This is a genomic window from Rhizobium sp. NZLR11 (assembly GCF_019685115.1).
In the GTDB taxonomy this organism is placed as follows: Bacteria; Pseudomonadota; Alphaproteobacteria; order Rhizobiales; family Rhizobiaceae; genus Rhizobium.
This window is the reverse complement of the sequence record NZ_JABDWD010000001.1, coordinates 439,453-459,329: the sequence shown is the minus strand read 5'-3', so window position 1 is coordinate 459,329 and position 19,877 is coordinate 439,453. Positions and strand designations below refer to the sequence as shown.

The following is a 19,877-nucleotide window of genomic DNA, read 5'->3' as shown; positions in this document are numbered from 1 at the left end:
CAATTGGACTAAAATTTGTCGCGAAGCGCAAACCACGACAAGGCGAGGAAAAGCAACGGCGCCCGCATGCCGGCGCCGCCGGGAAAGGCAGGAATATCGAGCGATGTGAAGAGGTCGAGATCACCGGATTTTCCAAGCACCGTTTCCGCGTAGAGCTTGCCACAGTAGTTTGACAGCATGACGCCATGGCCGGAATAACCGCCGATCGAGATGACGCCGGGCATGACCTCGCGCACGAATGGCTGGCGCGGCATGGTGATGCCGACGCTGCCGCCCCAGGCATGGGTGATCTCGATATCCTTCAGGGCGGGATAGATCTCGGCGATCTGTCGGCGGATGTGCTCGGAAATGTCCTTCGGATTGTCCGACGTATAGGCTTCGCGTCCGCCAAACAGCAGCCGGCCGTCGCCGAATTTGCGGAAGTAGCGCACGACGAAGCGCGAATCGGCCACGGCCTCGCCGCCCGGCAGGACATCGGGATGCCCGTCGAGCGGGGCTGTGGCGCCGATGAAAGAGCGGATTGGCATAACATGTCTTGCGGTCACCGGTTCGAGGCCGTCGATATGGCCATCGCAGGCAATCAGCGCCCGATCGGCGGTGATCGTTCCCCTTTCGGTTTCGATCGTCACCTTGCCGCCACCCTGGCGGATCGCCTTTGCCGCGGTCATCTCGAAGATCGCAGCACCGGCATTGGCGGCGACCCGGGCCAGCCCCACCAGCAGCTTCAGCGGATGGATGTGGCCGGTGCCGACATCGCGCACGCCGCAATGAAACCGCTTCGAACCGAGCCGCTCCTGCGTTTCCTTCTCATCCATGAAACTGATGTGCGGATAGTCGTAACGCAGCGCGGCGATCTGGGCATTTTCGTAATAGGCGCGTTTGTAGCTCGCCTTGTGCGCGACGTTGAGCTGGCCGGGCACATAGTCGATCTCGATCTGGTGCTCGCGGGCGAAATCGATGAGATGGCGCTTGGCCGCCTCGGCAAGATTAAACAGCGCCTTCGAGCGTTCGTAGCCGATCTTCTCCTCGAGTTCTTCCGGCCACCATCGCTGGCCGGTGCCAAGTTGGCCGCCATTGCGCCCGGACGCCCCGTCACCGAAGCGGCAGGCTTCGATCAGCACCACCGAGACGCCTGCCTTGGCAAGATTATAGGCGGCCTGCAGGCCGGTATAGCCGCCGCCGATGATGGCGACGTCTACTGTTCTCGAGCCGTCGAGGGCGGCATAAGTGGGCCGCTCCCCGATGGTTGCCTGATACCAGGATAGTCCCGGCGAGATCGGGCTCTGCCACATCTCCTGCGATGCCATGACGGTCCCTCACACGTTGAGCAGAAGGAATTCCCGCTCCCAGGGGCTGATCACCTGCATGAAGGTCTCGAACTCGCCGCGCTTGACGCCGGTATAGAGGCCGATGAACTGCTTGCCGAAAATCTCCTCGAAGGCGGGCTCGTCCTCGAGCAGCGCCACGGCTTCCAGCAGGCCACGCGGCAGGTCGATCGAGCCTTCATTGGCCGAATCCTCCGTCGGCGCCGTCGGCTCAATCTGCTTCATGATGCCGAGCAGGCCGGCGGCGAGCGAGGCGGCAAGCGCCAGATAGGGATTGGCGTCCGAGCTCGGGAGCCGGTTTTCGACGCGCCGCGCCTGCGGATCGGAAACCGGAACGCGGAAGGCCGTCGTCCGGTTGTCGTAACCCCAGGCATTGTTGACCGGGCAGGACATATCAGGCTGCAGGCGCCGATAGGAATTCACGTAGGGCGCAAGCATCGCCATCGTGCTCGGCACGAATTTCTGCATGCCGCCGATGAAATGGAAGAATTCCTTCGAAGCCGATCCGTCCGCATTGGAGAATACGTTTTTACCCGTCTCGATATTGACCACCGATTGATGGATATGCATCGCCGAACCCGGCTGGGCCTGCATCGGCTTGGCCATGAAGGTCGCATAGATGTCGTGCTTCAGCGCCGCCTCACGGATCGTGCGCTTAAACAGGAACACCTGGTCGGCAAGTTCGATCGGATTGCCGTGGCGCAGGTTGATCTCGAGCTGCGCCGGTCCCTCTTCGTGGATCAGCGTATCGATCTCGAGCCCCTGCTTCTCCGAGAAATGGTAGATGTCGTCGATCAACTCGTCGAATTCGTTGATCCCGGCGATCGAATAGCCCTGGCCGCCGAGGATCGAGCGGCCGGACCTGCCCTTCGGCGGGTGCAGCGGATAGTCGGGGTCGACATTCTTGGCGACCAGGTAGAATTCGATCTCGGGCGCCACGATCGGCTTCCAGCCGCGGTCGTGATAGAGGCTCAGGATCCGTTTCAGCACGTTGCGCGGCGTATAGGGCACTTCGCCGCCGTCGGAATCGACGATGTCGCAGATCACCTGCGCCGTCGGGTCGGTCTCCCAGGGCACGACCGAAAGCGTCGAAAGGTCGGGCATCAGCTTCAGGTCGCTGTCGCGCGGCTCGTAGCGGAAGCTCTCCGTCTCCTCCGGGTACTCGCCCGAAATCGTATGCCGGTAGATCGCCGAAGGCAGCGCCAGCGAGGTGTTCGAGGTGAATTTCGAGCTCGGCATCATCTTGCCGCGCGGAACGCCGGCAAGGTCCGGCGTGATGCATTCGATGTCTTCGATGCCCCTGTCCCTCAGCCACCGCGCTGCTTCCTTCCAGTTCGCAACGCCGCGCAGGGATCCGGGGTCCGGAGGAGTTTTCTTCGAGGCGGGTACGTTTCTGGCAGGCTTCAGCGTCGTCTTTTTTGGGGACATGACACACCGGTCTGGTTGATCGTGGCGCCATCATAACCGGACTTTGCCAATTGGCGAGAGGTTGAGAACGTTGACTTTCGCCCTTTGATGGAAAAGAAGACGCTGTCTTGATCGAGGAAACGGATTTGCAGCGCAAAAGCGACGTCATCGTCATCGGCGCCGGGGCGGCGGGCATGATGGCGGCTATCCGGGCCGGAAAACGCGGCCGCTCGGTCGCGATCCTCGACCATGCAAGGGCGCCCGGCGAGAAGATCCGCATATCGGGCGGCGGCCGCTGCAATTTCACCAATATCCACGCCGGACCGAAGAATTTCCTCTCCGCCAACCCACATTTCTGCAAGTCGGCGCTCGCTCGATTCACGCCCGCCGATTTCATCGCCATGGTCGACCGGCACGGCATTGCCTGGCACGAAAAGACCCTGGGCCAGCTCTTCTGCGACGATAGCGCCAAAGACGTCATCCGCATGCTGCTCGCTGAGATGCGCAGCACCGGCGTGCAGCTGGATCTCGGCACCGAGATATCAGCCGTCGAAAAGGTGGAGGCGGGTTTTCGCGTCAAGACCGGTGACGATAGTTTTGAAGCATCGTCGCTGATCGTCGCGACTGGCGGCAAGTCGATCCCGAAGATGGGCGCCACCGGCTTTGCCTATCGCCTCGCCGAACAGTTCGGTCTTCCGGTGCTTGAAACCCGCCCCGGCCTCGTGCCGCTGACGCTCGATCCCGGCTTGCTCGAGGCCATCGCCCCGCTCGCCGGCATTTCCGCCCCGGCCGAAATCCGCCATGACAGGACCGCCTTCCGCGAAGCGCTGCTGTTCACCCATCGGGGCCTCAGCGGACCCGCCATCCTGCAGATTTCCTCCTACTGGCGCGAAGGCGACGAGGTCGTCGTTTCGATCGAGCCGGATATCGACATTGCAACACATCTGAAGACGGCAAAGCAGCGTAATGGCCGCCAGTCGCCGCAGACGGCGCTTGCCGAGATCTTGCCGAAACGGCTGGCGCAATTTCTCGTCGAGCGTGAGAAAATCGCCGGCAATATGGCCGACCTTCCCGACAAGGCGCTGCTGCGCCTTGCTGCTGGAGCCCAGAACTTTGCGGTCAAGCCGTCCGGCTCGGAAGGCTATCGCACCGCCGAAGTGACGCTCGGCGGTATCGATACGGCAGCGCTTGATTCCCGCAGCATGGAGGCCAAGGCCGTACCCGGGCTTTACTTCATCGGCGAATGCGTCGACGTCACCGGCTGGCTCGGCGGCTACAATTTCCAATGGGCCTGGGCCTCCGGATTTGCCGCCGGCGAATATGCATAAATGTAGGTAATACCGATTCAAGACTTCTTAAGAGAGGTGCGCCATCCTGTCTCAATTGGCGATCTGCAAAGCTCTTCCTAAATAAGCTTTACCAGCAAGCCGTTTTGTTGGATTGTTGTGTCAGACAGAAGTGAGGTTTCCAGCATGACCAGAAACACACGACGCGCCCGCGCCATCGCAATTGCCCAGGCGAAGCCGAACGCCCGGATGGTCACCCTGCGTTATCTGATGCTGGCAGCCGGCGCTACCGCCGCCAGTCTCGCGCTGCTCTCCTCGCACTTCATCTGATCCTGTCTTCAGGCCTGCAACGAACGTCGTGGCACGGGTGTTGCCGCCCCACGGCGCCGCGGCTTACAAAATTTCAACTATTTCACCGCCTTGGCTTAATCCGCCGCAACCGCTTATCCGAAAATTAATATCTAATCTGACACAATTGCCCGCGATTATTTGGGCATTTCCAAGTTGTTTGGACATGAACCGGCAATGACTGCCGCCTGGCTTTCCGGGTTCCCGATGTAACTAAGAACAGCTCGATGTGTACTCGGCTGGCGCCAAATGGCCGCCTGCGGGAGGAGTGGTGCATGAAAGGCCCGGAACGCCATGTTGATTGACAAGATTCTTTCCCGCTTCAGGATCAAGACGAAGGTTCTGATCTTCGTTCTGCCTTTCGTCGTCACCATTTCGGCGGTGGGCCTGACGGGCCTTTACGCTTCGGGGCTGCTTCAGGGCCGCATGGAAATATCCAACAGCGTGCTGCAGTCGCTGAGCGGCTTCAAGGATCTCTACGGTTCGATGGACGATTTCCTGCGCGTCACCAGCCAGCAGGCACGCGACAAGCTGCTTGCGGATCTGACGACCCAGCAGGGCGTGCTCGATGCGACGTTGAACCAGGTCGGTGAAGAGGCCGCCGGCCGCGATAGCCTGGCCGAAGCGTCGCGCCGCACCAAGGACATATCAGGCGTGGTGGGCAAGCTCTGGGGCCTGCATGAGCAGGAGCAGGCACTGCATGAGCAGATCGACGCAGCGCAAAAAAGCCTGATCAGCACCCGCTTCACGGTTTCCTACCAGGCCGAGGAATTGCAGACCGCGCTTCAGAACGACGAGGGTGCCGCCACCATCACCTTGCGCACCGCCGACCGCCTGCTGAAGGGCGGCGACTTCCTCGGCACCGTTGCCAGCGGCTACAGCAAGCCGCAGACGCCGCAGGAGAAGATCGCCTACATCAACGAACAGATGCCTGCGATCATCAAATCCCAGCGCCTGATCGCCATTTCGGTTCCGACCAACCAGAAGAACGTCATCGACGCACTGGCAGCAACCATCGATAGCATCAAGGCGATCGCGGCGATGCCCGCTCCGACCGACGAGAACATCGCCGAACTCGGTCGTCTCGTGTCGCGCTTCCGCCAGACCTCGACCTATACGCAGCTGACCGCGACGCAGAAGATGCGCGAAGCGACACAGCGTTTCGCCGAGCTCGAGGGCCGCATCGGCCAGACCAACTCCGTCCTCCAGGATACAAGGCGCCTCGAAAATTCCGTCTATGCGCTGCAGATCGTGCTTTCCGATTTCCTCGCCACCTCGAGCAAGGATAATCTCGTTCGTCTGCAGCAGCAGGCCGGCACGCTCGGCAAGGACATGCAGGTGCTGATCACCAGCGCCAAGGGCATGGGCTTTGCCGAAGGCATATCGGGCGCAATCCAGCCGGCACTCGACGCCATCTCCGGCGGCGGCTCGAAGATCGTCGATACGATCGGCGAGCGCGTCACCGCCTATGCCGCCGCCCGCCAGGAGCTCGACCATATCTGGACGAAGCTAACCGATTTCGCCGAGCTGCAGAAGCAGACGGCCGGTACCGAGCGCACCCAGGCAAACGGCATCTCCGTCTTGACCACCGGTTTCGGCATCCTCCTGTCGATCCTCGGCGGCATCGCCCTGGTTCTGACGCTGCAGCGCCCGATCAGCCAGATCACCGCCGCCATGCGCCGTATCGCCGAAGGGGCGCTGGAGACCAGCATCTCCGGCGAACAGCGTCACGATGAAATCGGCGACATGGCCCGCGCGCTCGGCATCTTCAAGGAAAATGCCATCTCGAAGATCCGCATCGAAGAGCAGAGTGACGAGGAACGCGCCGCTGCCGAACATGAGCGCCAGCGCAACGACGCCGACAAGCGCGAGATGGATCGCCAGATCGAATTCGCCGTCAACGCGCTCGCTGCCGGCCTCGAACGCATGTCGCAGGGCGATATATCGACGACGATCGAGACGCCCTTCATCGGCCGTCTCGAACAGCTGCGCCAGGATTTCAACGGTTCGATGATGCGCCTGCAGGCGACGATGAGCCAGATCCGCGACAATGTCGAACTGATCCAGGGCAACGGCAACCAGATGGCCCAGTCGGCCGAGGATCTCTCCAAGCGCACCGAACAGCAGGCTGCCTCGCTCGAAGAGACCGCAGCCGCCGTCGACGAGATCACCGTTACGGTCCGCTCCTCTGCCGAACGCGCCAAGGATGCCGACCAGATCGTTCGCCAGGCCAAACGCAGCGCCGACGATTCCGCCGTCGTCGTCAGCAATGCGATCGATGCGATGGGCCGCATCGAGGATGCCTCGCGCCAGATCGAACAGATCATCGGCGTCATCGACGAGATCGCCTTCCAGACCAACCTGCTGGCGCTGAATGCCGGCATCGAGGCGGCCCGCGCCGGTGAAGCCGGCAAGGGCTTTGCAGTCGTCGCGATGGAAGTCCGTGAATTGGCCCAGCGCTCCGCTGCCGCGGCGCAGGAGATCAAGGGCCTGATCAACAAGTCGACCAACGAGGTCAGCTCCGGCTCACAATTCGTGCAGGAGACCGGCACGGTGCTCGCCAAGATCAGCGCCCAGATCGTTACGATCAGCCAGCATGTCGAGATGATCGCCCGCGCCAGCCACGATCAGTCCAATGCACTGCAGAGCGTCAACGCGACGGTCAATCAGATGGACCAGATGACGCAGCAAAACGCCGCCATGGTGGAAGAGACGACAGCCGCCAGCCGCGAACTGGCCGACGAGGCGGGTTCGCTGCGGCGTCTCATCCAGCAGTTCAAGATCGATGGCGGGGCGGGTGAGACGCAGGTCTACCGCGCCGCCTGATCGTCGATCCCATCATCACGAGAACGGCCCTGGCTTCCGGGGCCGTTTCGCGTTTCGTATAGGGGCATGCTGTGGCCCTGATTTACAGAAAATTTTCCTTAACGCTTTTCGTCTACTTTAGCCCCGGTCTTCTGCCGGGGGTTTTGATGCTGCGCCTTTTCTCTACGTCGATCGTCCGCCAGATCGTCGCGATCACACTGTTTCTGCTGGCGATCAGCACCGCCGCCATTGTCGGCGTGACCTATTACAATCTGAGCCGTTATGTCATGGACGGCGCCGTCGCCGATGCCAGGGATGCCACCCGCGCCATGGCCGTGCTCTACGGCGCGGCCGATCAGGGCGCCAGGGTCGAGCTGAAGGATGACCGGCTCTCGACAGTCACGGAAGACGCCATTCCGGCCCTCGCCGATCACTCGCTGGTCGACCGGACCGCGCAGTCGATCGCCGGCGTTGCCACGATCTTCCAGAAGCAGGGTGGCGACTACGTCCGCATCTCCACCAACGTCAAGAAGGAAAACGGCGACCGCGCCGTCGGCACCAAGCTCGTTGCCGAGCATCCCGCTCAGCCCGTGCTCGCCAGGGGCGAGGCCTATTACGGCCAGGCGGAGCTATTTGGCCGCAAATTCATGACCGGCTATTTCCCGATCAAGAACACGTCGAACGCCAATGTCGGCATTCTCTTCATCGGCATTCCGATGGAGGTCTATTACCAGCGTATGTATGAGCTGCAGATGCTGGTTCTCGGCGTCGGCGCCATTGTCATGCTCATTGTCGGTGTTCTCGCCTTCTATGCCATCCGCCTGTCGGTGAAGCCTTTGCAGGCGCTGACCGCGAGCGTTCACGCAATCTCCTCCGGCGATCTCGATGGAGCGATCCCTTGTGTCGGCAAGAAGAACGAGTTCGGCGACATCGGCCGGGCCCTGGCGCTTTTCCGCGATAGCGCCCGCGCCAGGCGCGACCTGGAAACGCAGGCTGCCGAACAGCGTGCCTTGAGCGATGCCGAACGCGCCAGGAACGACGCCGACAAGCGCTCGCTCGACGGCCAGATCGACTTTGCCGTCAACCAGCTTGCCGCCGGCCTCGGACGCCTGTCGCAGGGCGATGTCTCGCAAACGATCGGCACGCCCTTCGTCGGCCGGTTGGAGCAGTTGCGCGTCGATTTCAACGCCTCCCTCCTGCGGCTGCAGGACACACTGTCCGGTATCCGCGACAGCGCCTCGACCATCCAGCGTAACAGTGGCGCCGTCTCGGCCTCCGCCGGCGAGCTTTCGAAACGCACCGAAGCGCAGGCGGCAAACCTCGAGGAGACCGCCGCGGCTGTCGAGGAGATCACCGTCACGGTTCGCTCGTCCGCCGAGCGTGCCCGCGAAGCCAATAATGTCGTCGCCGCGACCAAGAAGACGGCCGACAATTCCGGCGCCGTCGTCGGCGATGCCGTCGCCGCCATGGACCGCATCGAAGAGGCCTCCCAGCGCATCGAGCAAATCATCGAGGTGATCGACGATATCGCCTTCCAGACCAACCTGCTGGCGCTCAATGCCGGCATCGAGGCGGCCCGGGCCGGTGAGGCAGGCAAGGGTTTTGCCGTCGTCGCCCAGGAGGTCCGCGAACTTGCCCAGCGTTCGGCCGACGCGGCGCGCGAGATCAAGTCGCTGATCGAAACATCCAGCCGGGAAGTGACGGTCGGCTCCGAACTAGTCCAGAAGACCGGCAGCGTCCTTGCCTCGATCAGCCAGGAGATCATCGCGATCAGCGGCCATGTCGAGACCATCGCCACTGCAAGCCGCGATCAGTCGGCCGCCTTGCAGGAGGTCAACGGTTCCGTCAACGCCATGGACCAGATGACCCAGAAGAACGCCTCGATGGTGGCCGAGACCACCCAGGCAAGCCGCCTGCTTGCCGGCGAGGCCGATACGCTGATGGCGCTGATCGACCGCTTCCGCATCATCGCAGAGCCCGCTCACCTGGGGACAAGGAAAGTCGCCTGAGAAACGTGGCGGCAGCCGCCGCCGGATTGCGCCGCAGCTTTCCGCCGCCGCCCTACTTTTGATACGACGCGCTTTGGGCTGATGTCGAGCGAGGTCAACCAGGCGCCGAAGCGAATGAGGCTGTTGTCTCCGAACTCGGCGTAGAATTGATCTTCGTCCGCCCTGCCGCCGCCTGGCCTGCGGATGTGCCGATATCCCTGGATGCCTGCGATGGTGATCAAGTCGATCATGGCGATGTCCTTTCTGTAGAAGACATCTCCTGATTTAGGCATCGAATATCTCTTCATAAACAGGGAAAATCCCGCTATGTTTTTCATCGATGAAAAACGCGAGTTGGGATTCCTATCAGCTTTTCCTGCAGGTCGCCCGGCTCGGCGGCCTGACGGGGGCAAGCACGGCAAGCGGGCTCAGCCCTGCGACCGTCGGCCGGCGCATGCTCGATCTCGAGCAGGAGGTCGGCCGCGCTTTATTTTCGCGCAGCCAGACCGGCTACCGCCTGACCCAGGATGGCCAGGCGCTGCTCGATCACCTTCAGGAGATGGAGGCCGCCGCCCGCAAGGTGGAAGCCTGGCGGCAATCCGGCGAGGGAGGCACGACCGTGAGGATCGCCGCCGGCACCTGGGTCGCCTGGCTGCTGACGGAGAATTTCGCCGCCATCCGCATACCGGGTGATGGCTTTGCGATTTCGCTCACCATCGGTGAGGCGCGGGCGAGCCTTGCCTATCGCGAGAGCGATATCGGCATTCGCGCCTTCGAGCCGGAGGAGGCCAATCTTGCCGCCCGCCGGCTCGGCGAGGTGGCCTATGCCATCTATATCAGACGCAACGCCGCCGAGATCGATGAACGCTGGATTGCCGTTGCCGAGGAGGAGGCGATATCGGCCTACCTGCGCTGGCCGCACGCCAATGCCACAGCCGGGATCGTCGCCACCGTCAACCGGCCGCGTTCGCTGCCGGATCTGGTGCGCGCCGGCGCCGGCAAGGCCGTGCTTCCCTGTTTCGTCGGCGATCTCGACCCTGAATTGCAGCGCCAGGGCGGCGAGTTACCGGAACTGCGCCACGCCCAATGGATCGTCATGAACGCCGAGGATCGCCATCGCCCGGAGATCCGCACAGTCGCCGACCGCATGACCAAGCTGATCAGAAGTTATGCCGATCTCTTCGCCGGAAAACGTCCGAGCCGCGGCTGACGTACTTTGAAGCGCCCGCGCCCTTTCCAGGATGCGCGGGCGTTCTCCTCAATGACGGTTGGTGACAACGACGGGAATGAGCAGATCGCCCCAGTTGCCGTCGCCGCCATGATGGCGGGCCGAGCGCACCAGCTCGACCGAGACGCCGGCCTCGACGGCTTTCATGACCGATTGGTTCAGCCGATGCAGGTCGTTGGCGAGCATGCGGATCGTCGTCTGCTGGTCCTCGCTCATGCTGGTCGCCTGTTCCTCGGCCCGTTCCCGGACGCGTGAAATGGATGCCATGATCTTCTCCTCCTCGTTGGGTTATTCCGCAGCCGGTTTGAATTGCGCGTGTTCGGTCGAGCCGTGCATCGCCGTGGTCGACGACCGGCCGCCGGTGATGGCGAGCGACACGGCGTCGAAATAGCCGGTGCCGACCTCGCGCTGATGTTTGGTGGCGGTATAGCCGTTGACCTCGGCGGCGAATTCCGCCTGCTGCAGCTCGGAATAGGCCGACATCTGCCGCTGCCTGTAGCCGCGCGCCAGCTCGTACATGCCGAAGTTCAGCTGGTGGAAGCCGGCGAGCGTAATGAACTGGAACTTGTAGCCCATCGCCCCGAGTTCGCGCTGGAACTTTGCGATCGTCGCGTCGTCGAGGTTCTTCTTCCAGTTGAAGGACGGCGAGCAATTATAGGCGAGCAGCTTGCCGGGATGGACCTTGTGCAGGCTTTCGGCAAATCGCCGTGCCTGATCGAGGTCCGGCTTCGAGGTCTCGCACCAGATGAGATCGCAATGCGGCGCATAGGCCACAGCCCGGGCGATGCAGGGCTCGATGCCGTTTCTGACCTGATAAAAGCCTTCGACGGTGCGCCCGGCATCATAGTCGACGAAGGGCTGGTCGCGCTCGTCGATATCGGAGGTCAAAAGCTTTGCCGCTTCCGCATCGGTGCGGGCGATGACGAGCGTCGCCACGCCCATGACGTCGGCGGCAAGCCTGGCGGCGTCAAGATTGCGGATATGGGCGGCGGTCGGGATCAGCACCTTGCCGCCGAGATGGCCGCATTTCTTCTCCGAGGCGAGCTGGTCCTCGAAGTGAACGCCGGCAGCACCCGCCTCGATATAGGCCTTCATGATTTCGAAAGCGTTGAGTGGTCCGCCGAAGCCGGCTTCCGCATCGGCAACGATCGGCGCGAACCAGGTCTCGACCGAAAGCCCCTGGGCTTCTGCGGTCTCGATCTGATCGGCGCGCTGCAGCGTGCGGTTGATGCGTTTGGCAAGCTCCGGCCCGGCATTGGCCGGATAGAGCGACTGATCCGGATACATCGCCGATGCCGTGTTGGCGTCGGCCGCCACCTGCCAGCCGGAGAGATAGATCGCCTTCAGCCCGGCACGCACCATCTGCATGGCCTGATTGCCGGAAAGCGCGCCAAGGGCATTGACGAAATCCTCCTGGTGCAGGAGCCGCCACAACCGGTCCGCCCCCAATTCGGCTAGCGTATGGCGGAGCGCCACCGAACCTCTGAGCCGCTGCACGTCATCGGCCGAATAGGGCCTTTCGATGCCGTCGAAGCGGCCTGCCGATGAATTTGGAACAAGCTTGTAAAAATCCGTCATGCTGCTCTCCTCACTAAAAACCCGACAAAAGGGTGCTGATGACAAGATTGACAACGGAACGCAATATAGCCAGAAAAACCTTTGATTTCCTGGACGGAAAGAGGTTAAGATGACGAGGATTGACAGAGCGGCGCTGTGAATTTGTAAAAGATTGTAAATAAAGCGCCCCTCCCTTGTCAAAGGGTGTGCCATGGCGGAACGGAAGATATTCGCAGGCCCGAAAGTCAGGCGCATCCGCAATGCGCTGGCGCTGACCCAGACCGCCATGGCCGAAGCCCTTGAAATATCGCCGTCCTATCTGAACCTGATCGAGCGCAACCAGCGGCCGCTGACGGTGCAGCTCCTTCTCAAGCTTGCAAGCGTCTATAGGGTCGACCTGGAGGAGTTGCGCGGGCAGACCGGCGGCAGTCTCGGCCAGCTCAAGGAAGTCTTTGCCGATCCGCTGCTTTCGGGCGAATTGCCCGGCGACCAGGAATTGGTCGAGGTGGCCGAGGCTGCACCCAATGCCGCAAGCGGCATGATCAAGCTTTACCGCGCCTATCGCGAGCAGGCGGCAAGGCTGTCGGACCTGACGGCGCTGATGGCCGCCGAAGGCCATGCGCCTGTCGCTGCCGGCCGGTTGCCGCTCGACGAGGTGCGCGAGACGCTGGAGCGCAGGTCTGCCTATTTCGGGCGGATCGAGACGGCGGCGGAAGCCTTTGCCGCGACGCTCCCCGGTGGCCTCGATCTTGCCGCCGGCCTCAAGGATTGGCTGCGCGCCGAGCGCGGCATCGCGGTGCGTGTCCTGCCCGTCCACGTCATGCCGGATCTGCGCCGCCGTTTCGATCGCCACTCGATGCGGCTTTTCATCTCGGAACGCCTGTCACCGGCCGACCGCGCGCACGAGATCGCCGTTGAGGCCGCCACCCTCGCTTTGCTGCCGGCCATCGATGCCGAACTCGACGATCTCTCTCTCTCCTCGGCCGAGGCCCGCCGCATCGCCCGTTTCGAGCTTGCCCGCATTGCGGCCTTAGCACTCGCAATGCCCTACGAAGCCTTTCTGTCTGCGGGGAAGGCAACGCGCTGCGATATCGATATTCTCAGGGCGCGCTTCGGCGTCTCCTTCGGCCATGCCGCCGCCCGCCTGACGATGCTGCAGCGGCCCGGCGCGGCCGCCACCCCCTTCTTCCTGATCGAGATCGATGCCGCGGGCCACAGGCTGCGGCGGGCGGGCGCCCAGGGCTTTCCGCAGGCCCGTTTCGGCGGCGGCTGTCCGAAGCTCAACATCCACGCTGCCTTCCTGCAGCCGGGCCAGATTCTGGCCGAAACGGTGGTCATGCCTGACGGCGCATCCTTCCTGACGGTCGCCCGCACCCTGGAGGGGCCGAGCGTCGAATTCGGCGAAAGGCTGCGGCGCACGGCGATCCTGATCGGCTGCGACGCCGCCCTTGGCGAGGCTCTGGTTTATGGCCAGGCGACGGCGCTCGATGCGGTTGAGATCGGTCCGGCCTGTCGCCTTTGCGAGCGGCGCGGCTGCCTTTCCCGCGCCGAACCGCCGGTGACGCGGCCGCTCGGGCTCGACGAGATGGTGGCGGGGCTCAGCGCCTTCGATTTCCAGTGATTGTGAAATCATTGAGCGCACAGGATTTTGCGCTTGTGAGCTGTGAAATTCCTTCTTAGTCTGCAGCCAAAACCAGAGGGAAAAGACGTCCGGGGGTGCGGGCGCTTTGAACAAACAGGAGAAATCATGAGGTCAATCATTCCAAGCGTGACGGCCGCCGCCGTTGCCGCGCTCCTTGCCGCCGCGCCGGCCCTTGCGCAGGAGCGTGTGGTCAACGTCTACAACTGGTCGGACTATATCGACAGTTCCATCCTTGAGGATTTCACCAAGGAAACCGGCATCAAGGTCGTCTACGACACCTTCGATTCCAACGAGACGCTGGAAACCAAGCTGCTGGCCGGCGGTTCGGGTTACGACGTCGTCGTTCCCACGGTCTCCTTCATGCAGCGCCAGATCGCCGCCGGCGTCTACCAGAAGCTCGACAAGTCGAAGCTGCCGAACCTGGTCAACATGTGGGACGTCATCATGAAGGGTGTCGCGTCCTTCGATCCCGGCAACGAATACAGCGTCGACTACATGTGGGGCACGACCGGCATCGGCTACAATGTCGACAAGGTCAAGGCTGCCCTCGGCACCGACGAAAAGCCCAATTGGGATGCGTTGTTCGACCCGGCGAAGGCGGCCAAACTGAAGGATTGCGGCATCTATATGCTGGATTCCCCGACGGATGTCGTGCCCTCCGTGCTCGCCTATCTCGGACGCAATCCCAATAGCACCGATCCCGCGGATCTGAAGAAGGCGCAGGAGGTTCTCGTTGCGGTTCGTCCCTTCGTGCGCAAGTTCCATTCCTCGGAATATATCAGCGCCCTGGCGAACGGCGATATCTGCATAGCACTCGGTTATTCCGGCGACATGTTCCAGGCCCGCGACCGCGCTAAGGAAGCCAATGCCGGCGTCAAGGTGGATTATTCGGTCCCGTCGCAGGGCGCGCAGATCTTCTTTGACGTCTTCGGCATTCCGAAGGATGCGCCGCACGTCGCCGAAGCCCATGAATTCATCAACTACATGATGAAGCCGGAGGTGATCGCCAAGGCCTCGAACTTCGTCTTCTACGCCAACGGTAACAAGGCGTCGCAGCAGTTCCTCGACAAGGAGGTCCTCGACGATACGGCGATCTACCCGACGCCGGAGGTGATGGCGAAGCTCTTCACCGTTCCGCCGCTCGATCCGAAGACACAGCGACTCGTGACGCGGCTATGGACCACCGTGGTCACCGGCCAATGATCTGATCGCGGCCCGGACGGAAACGTCCGGGCCTTTTTTGACGATCCCGGCTGGGCGAATCCGGGAACAAAAGCCGAGAACAAAAGCAAAGAATGTATTTCCGGGGAACAATATGAAGTCTTTAGGCAATATTCGCCGCTCTTTCGCACCTTGGACCGATCCGTCCGCCAAGCCCTTCATTTCCATCAAGAATGTCACCAAGCGTTTCGGCGATTTCACCGCCGTCGATAACCTGTCGCTTGATATCTATCACCGCGAGTTCTTTGCACTGCTCGGCGCCTCCGGCTGCGGCAAGTCGACGCTTCTGCGCATGCTTGCCGGTTTCGAGCAACCGACCTCGGGCGAAATCGTGCTCGACGGCACTGACATGGCAGGCACGCCGCCCTATCGCCGCCCGGTCAACATGATGTTCCAGTCCTATGCGCTTTTCCCGCACATGACGGTCGAGAAGAACATCGCCTTCGGCCTCAGGCAGGACGGCATGGCGAAGGACGAGATATCAGAGCGCGTCTCGCAGATGCTGAAGCTCGTCAAGCTCGAGCAGTTCGCCTCCCGCAAGCCGAACCAGCTTTCCGGCGGCCAGCGCCAGCGCGTGGCGCTGGCCCGTTCGCTTGCCAAGCGCCCGAAGGTGCTGCTGCTCGACGAACCGCTCGGCGCGCTCGATAAGAAGCTGCGCGAGGAAACCCAGTTCGAACTGATGGACCTGCAGCAGAGCCTCGGCCTCACCTTCGTCGTCGTCACCCACGACCAGGAAGAGGCGATGACCATGGCCGATCGTATCGCCGTCATGAGCCACGGCAAGGTCGTGCAGGTGGCGACGCCGGCGGAGATCTACGAGGCGCCGAATTGCCGTTTCGTCGCGGATTTCATTGGCGACGTGAACATCTTCGACGGAAAAGTTGCCTCATCGGGCAACGGCACCGTCGAGATTGCCGTCGATAGCGGCTTCAGCGTGCGTGTCGCCGCTTCCGAAACACCCTCGGCGGGCAGCGCCGCCGGCTTCGCCATCCGGCCGGAAAAAATGCGGGTCGGGCGGACGCCTCCCATCAACGCTTCGGTCAACGCCGCCAGAGGCGAACTCTGGGATATCGCGTATCTCGGCGACATGACCGTCTTCCATGTGAAATTGCAGAGCGGCAACATCGTCAAGGCCTCATCCCTCAATGCGCAGCGCTCCGTCGACGACCCCTTCACCTACGATCAGGACGTCTGGGTCTCCTTCGACGAGAATGCCGGCGTCCTGCTGAAGGATTGACATCATGGGCAAGCTCACGTCCGGCCTCTACAATCGCCTGGTCATCGTCATCCCTTATGCTTGGCTGCTGCTCTTCTTTCTGGCGCCCTTCTTCATCGTCTTCCGTATTTCGGTATCGGCGACGGCGATCGCCATGCCGCCCTATGAGCCCGTCTTCTCTTTCACCGAGGGCTGGGCCGGCCTCTGGAGCAAAATCGGCGATCTCTCCTTCGACAATTACAGCTACCTCACCGACGACCCGCTCTATTTCAACGCCTATGTCTCGAGCGTGGTGATCGCCGGGATTTCTACCTTCCTGACGCTGCTGATCGCCTATCCGATCGCCTACGGCATGGCGCAGGCGCCCCGCGGCCTGCGCCCGACCCTGGTGATGCTGGTCATCCTGCCCTTCTGGACGAGCTTCCTGATCCGCGTCTACGCCTGGATAGCCATCCTGAAGCCGGAAGGCCTGCTCAACCAGCTCTTGCAGTCGCTGCACATAATCGACACGCCGCTGATCATCCTCAACACCAACACCGCCGTCTATATCGGCATCGTCTATTCCTATCTGCCCTTCATGGTGCTGCCGCTCTATTCAGCTTTGGAAAAGATGGACGATACGCTGATCGAGGCTGCCCAGGATCTTGGGTGCACGCCGATCCGGGCTTTCTGGCGCGTCACCTTCCCCCTGTCGCTTCCCGGCGTGGTGGCGGGCTGCATGCTGGTCTTCATCCCGGCCGTCGGCGAATTCGTCATTCCCGACCTGCTCGGCGGATCGCAGACGCTGATGATCGGCAAGACGCTATGGAGCGAGTTCAACTCGAACCGCGACTGGCCGGTCTCCTCGGCGGTGGCGACCATCCTTCTGCTGATCCTGGTGATCCCGATCGTCTTCTTCCAGAATGTCCAGGCCAAGGCCGAAGAGCGGGGGAAATAAGCCATGCTGAAATGGACCCGGTTCAACATCGCCTCCGTCACACTCGGTTTCGCCTTCCTCTATCTGCCGATCGTGCTTCTCGTCGTTTTCTCCTTCAACGAGTCGAAGCTCGTGACCGTCTGGGGCGGCTTCTCGACGAAATGGTATGCATCGCTGCTGACCAACGAGGCGCTGCTCGACGCCGCCTGGGTGACGCTTCGCGTCGCCCTGCTGTCGGCGACCTTCGCGACCATCCTCGGCACGATGGCGGCGCTGACGCTGGTGCGCTATACGCGCTTTCGCGGCCGCATGCTGTTTTCTGGCATGATCTACGCGCCGCTTGTCATGCCCGACGTCATCACCGGCCTGTCGCTGCTGCTGCTCTTCGTCGCGATCGGCTTCGACCGCGGCTTCTGGACGATCACGCTGGCCCATACGACGCTGACCATGTGCTTCGTCGCCGTCGTCGTGCAGTCGCGCCTCTTGAGTTTCGATCATTCGATCGAGGAAGCGGCGCAGGATCTCGGCGCGCCGCCGGTGCGCACCTTTTTCGAGATCACCTTGCCGATCATCGCGCCGGCGGTGCTCTCCGGCTGGATCCTTGCCTTCACCCTGTCGCTCGACGATCTGGTGATCGCAAGTTTCACCTCGGGGCCGGGCGCCACCACGCTGCCGATGCGAATCTACAGCCAGGTCCGCCTCGGCGTGACGCCGGAGATCAACGCTGTGTGCACGATCCTGATCGCCATCGTCGCGGTCGGCGTCATCTGCGCCTCGATCGTCACCAAGCGCCGGGAAATCCAGCGCCAGCGGGACGAGCGTGCGGCGGCTGCCGGCGCCTGATGATTCGAAGAAAACGGATTATTGCGCGTGCGGTGTGGCGCCGAGAAGCGGAACCGGCGAGATCACCGGGTTCGGCCATGAGCCGCCAATGAAGAACGGCAGAAGCGGCAGCTCTGCCGCCTTGGCCGGATCGGTCGAATCAAGCGATCCGGAAAGCGCCAGCCCATTCGACTGATAGGTGATGACCCCGGAAAGCGTCAGCGTCTCGGCCGTGCCGGCGATATAGACGTCGTGCATCTCGGCGGAGCCGTTGGCGAAATCGGCCTGAAGGTTCAGCTGGTTGAAAGCGAAGGCGCCGCCTGCTGCCGCGCTCAGCGGGAAGAACGGTTTTTCGGCTGCCTGCGTCCTCAGCGCTGCGGAATCGATGCCGGGTATCGTGCCTTCCTTTGTCCAGAAGTGCAACCTGCCGGTGACGTCGGCTAGGCCGGTCGTCCAGATCGCCTTCGGCGACTGCAGGTCGAGATCGAGCGATCCTGTCGCCAGCGGCAGCGGCCCCTTCAGCTGCAGGCGCTCGGCAAGGGCTGCGAAGTCGGCATCGCGGATCGACAGCTGCAGCTTGCCGCCACCGTCGAAGTCGCGCTGGGTCGCTTCGAGATGCGCGGTCATCTCGCCGCCTTCGAACCGGCTGTCGCCGATATCGAATTTCGCTTCGCCGCCGGCAACGATCATGCTGGCGCCGACATCGGAAAGCTCGAAGAGACCCATCTGCGCACGCCGCGCCGAAAGCCTGACGTCGACATCGAGCAGCCGCAGCGGCCCGCTTATGCCGGCGGAGATTTCCTCCGCCTCGCCAGCGGCGAGCCTGAGCGCGAAGGCGTCGAGGAACGGCTTGAGGTTCATCTGGTCGAAGGCGAGCGTGCCGCCGATCTTCGGTCGTTTGCCGGGTTGGGTGAAAAGGTCCATCACCCCGGTGGCACTCGCTTCGTTGAGCGACAGGCTGAGATTGTTGAAGCGCAGCCCGTTGCCCGACGACATGATGTCGGATTCCAGCGAGGCGCTCTTCAGCGTTGCGATGCCGGGGATCGATTTGCCCGACCATGCCAGAAGCGCGGGCATATCGGGAATGCTGGCGGTGATATTGCCGGAAAGCGCCGAAAGGCTGGCGATGCTGGCAATCCCCTGGAAGTGCGCCGTCAGCAGGTTTGATGTGAGCGACGTCCGTGTCTCGGCATTCCTGCCAGCAAAGGCGAGCAGCGGCTGGCGCGAAGCGAAATCGACCTTCAGGTCCTCGCCATTGATGCGAGCGATGACGACCGCCGAGATGGCGCCGGATAGCCTCGGCCAGGCGATATCTGCGGTGACGCTGTCGAAATGATAGGCCTTGGCGGTCTTGATGTCGGTGACCGTGAGCGTGCCGTCTTCGACCGTTACCGCGCCGATCTCGGCATCGAGATCCGGATCGAGCACCTCAGCGCCGTTTTCGGTGCGCACGCCGCTGATTGCGCGGGCGAGCAGGCCGGCATAACTCCAGTCGATCAGCCCATTCTCGTCGCGCGTCAACGCCAGGTTGGGGCGCAACAGGTGGAATTCGTGAAAGCTCGTCCGACCTCTCAGCGCATCGATGAGGCTGAAATCGGCCGACAGGCTGTCAATGCTGCCGAGCAGCTTGTCGCCGCTTTTGCGCGGCTGGCGGATGGTGATCTGGTTGAGGGTGATGCGCGGCGTCGGCCAGAATTCCAGAACCGGACTACCTTTGATCTCGGCATGATAACCCGTCCATTTCGACAGCGCGTCCTCGATGCCCGAGCGCACGAAACCGGTCGAAATGAGATAGGGTGCGGCGACCCTCAACGCCACGAACAGCGCAAGCGCGATCAGCAGGAAGACTGTCGACAAACGGGCGAAGGCCGGAAGCCAGCGCGAAACGGGTCCGATCTTCCTGCGCCACCTGCGATGTCTTGACGTGCTCATGATCTCCGCCGGCAATTCAGCCGGTCATCCCGTTATGCGCTGATTTCGCGGATATAGGAAATATCAGGCATATGCAAATGCCCTACAGCGCCGCGCGTCTTTTCAGACGTGCAAAGGACGCTGTTGCACTTTGAGGCGACGCATCGTTCTTCTGCATGCATAGGCGGGGATCGCGTTGGTTCCG

Annotated in this window: 16 protein-coding genes; 10 read left to right on the top strand and 6 right to left on the bottom strand. The window is 62.3% G+C overall.

The window, feature by feature from the left end; genetic code table 11:
* Window positions 1-8: 8 nt before the first annotated feature.
* Both HJB83_RS02110 and HJB83_RS02105 read right to left on the bottom strand, forming a co-directional pair.
* Entirely contained in the window at window positions 9-1,307 is a 1,299-nt protein-coding gene (locus HJB83_RS02110) for an FAD-binding oxidoreductase (protein ID WP_207582979.1), read from the bottom strand.
* 9 nt (window positions 1,308-1,316) lie between these two features.
* A complete protein-coding gene (locus HJB83_RS02105) occupies window positions 1,317-2,753 on the bottom strand; it encodes a glutamine synthetase family protein (RefSeq protein WP_207582980.1) in 1,437 nt (478 codons plus the stop codon).
* 107 nt (window positions 2,754-2,860) lie between these two features.
* Between HJB83_RS02105 and HJB83_RS02100 the strand changes: the two genes are divergently transcribed.
* The 4 genes from HJB83_RS02100 to HJB83_RS02085 all read left to right on the top strand — a co-directional run bounded on the left by HJB83_RS02100 (window position 2,861) and on the right by HJB83_RS02085 (window position 9,180).
* Entirely contained in the window at window positions 2,861-4,060 is a 1,200-nt protein-coding gene (locus HJB83_RS02100; protein ID WP_221131250.1) for an NAD(P)/FAD-dependent oxidoreductase, read from the top strand.
* A 144-nt stretch (window positions 4,061-4,204) separates the two neighbouring features.
* Window positions 4,205-4,348: a hypothetical protein gene (locus tag HJB83_RS02095; RefSeq protein ID WP_209887692.1), complete on the top strand. Its 144-nt coding sequence runs from the start codon at window positions 4,205-4,207 to the stop codon at window positions 4,346-4,348.
* Window positions 4,349-4,660: 312 nt separating this feature from the next.
* Entirely contained in the window at window positions 4,661-7,192 is a 2,532-nt protein-coding gene (locus HJB83_RS02090; protein ID WP_221131249.1) for a HAMP domain-containing methyl-accepting chemotaxis protein, read from the top strand.
* Between the two features lie 146 nt (window positions 7,193-7,338).
* Window positions 7,339-9,180 (top strand): methyl-accepting chemotaxis protein, encoded by a 1,842-nt coding sequence (locus tag HJB83_RS02085; protein ID WP_207582984.1) that lies wholly within the window; start codon window positions 7,339-7,341, stop codon window positions 9,178-9,180.
* Here the strand turns inward: HJB83_RS02085 and HJB83_RS02080 are convergent.
* Window positions 9,153-9,410 carry a hypothetical protein gene (locus HJB83_RS02080; RefSeq protein WP_207582985.1) on the bottom strand — a complete coding sequence of 86 codons (258 nt, stop codon included), beginning with the start codon at window positions 9,408-9,410 and terminating at the stop codon, window positions 9,153-9,155. The two genes, HJB83_RS02085 and HJB83_RS02080, sit on opposite strands and share 28 nt — an antisense overlap.
* A gap of 89 nt (window positions 9,411-9,499) precedes the next feature.
* Here HJB83_RS02080 and HJB83_RS02075 point away from each other — a divergent pair, with 89 nt between their 5' ends.
* Window positions 9,500-10,369, top strand: a complete 870-nt coding sequence (locus HJB83_RS02075) for a LysR family transcriptional regulator (protein ID WP_207582986.1) — start codon at window positions 9,500-9,502, stop codon at window positions 10,367-10,369.
* A gap of 48 nt (window positions 10,370-10,417) precedes the next feature.
* Here HJB83_RS02075 and HJB83_RS02070 read toward each other — a convergent pair whose 3' ends face one another.
* Window positions 10,418-10,654, bottom strand: a complete 237-nt coding sequence (locus tag HJB83_RS02070; protein ID WP_003570242.1) for a hypothetical protein — start codon at window positions 10,652-10,654, stop codon at window positions 10,418-10,420.
* A 21-nt stretch (window positions 10,655-10,675) separates the two neighbouring features.
* Window positions 10,676-11,965: an isocitrate lyase gene (gene aceA / locus HJB83_RS02065; RefSeq protein WP_207582987.1), complete on the bottom strand. Its 1,290-nt coding sequence runs from the start codon at window positions 11,963-11,965 to the stop codon at window positions 10,676-10,678.
* A 190-nt stretch (window positions 11,966-12,155) separates the two neighbouring features.
* Between aceA and HJB83_RS02060 the strand changes: the two genes are divergently transcribed.
* The 5 genes from HJB83_RS02060 to HJB83_RS02040 all read left to right on the top strand — a co-directional run bounded on the left by HJB83_RS02060 (window position 12,156) and on the right by HJB83_RS02040 (window position 17,782).
* Window positions 12,156-13,565 (top strand): short-chain fatty acyl-CoA regulator family protein, encoded by a 1,410-nt coding sequence (locus HJB83_RS02060; RefSeq protein WP_221131248.1) that lies wholly within the window; start codon window positions 12,156-12,158, stop codon window positions 13,563-13,565.
* A gap of 126 nt (window positions 13,566-13,691) precedes the next feature.
* The gene (locus HJB83_RS02055; protein WP_207582989.1) at window positions 13,692-14,789 is read left to right on the top strand and encodes a polyamine ABC transporter substrate-binding protein; all 1,098 of its coding nucleotides are present in this window, start codon (window positions 13,692-13,694) and stop codon (window positions 14,787-14,789) included.
* 112 nt (window positions 14,790-14,901) lie between these two features.
* Window positions 14,902-16,044 carry an ABC transporter ATP-binding protein gene (locus HJB83_RS02050; RefSeq protein WP_207582990.1) on the top strand — a complete coding sequence of 381 codons (1,143 nt, stop codon included), beginning with the start codon at window positions 14,902-14,904 and terminating at the stop codon, window positions 16,042-16,044.
* Between the two features lie 4 nt (window positions 16,045-16,048).
* On the top strand, window positions 16,049-16,960 hold the full coding sequence (locus HJB83_RS02045) for an ABC transporter permease (RefSeq protein ID WP_207582991.1): 912 nt from the start codon (window positions 16,049-16,051) through the stop codon (window positions 16,958-16,960).
* Window positions 16,961-16,963: 3 nt separating this feature from the next.
* Window positions 16,964-17,782, top strand: coding sequence for an ABC transporter permease (locus HJB83_RS02040; RefSeq protein ID WP_207582992.1), 819 nt, complete (start codon window positions 16,964-16,966; stop codon window positions 17,780-17,782).
* A gap of 18 nt (window positions 17,783-17,800) precedes the next feature.
* On the opposite strand, the gene HJB83_RS02035 is transcribed toward HJB83_RS02040, so the two are convergent.
* Entirely contained in the window at window positions 17,801-19,693 is a 1,893-nt protein-coding gene (locus HJB83_RS02035; protein WP_221131247.1) for an AsmA-like C-terminal region-containing protein, read from the bottom strand.
* Window positions 19,694-19,877: the final 184 nt, after the last annotated feature.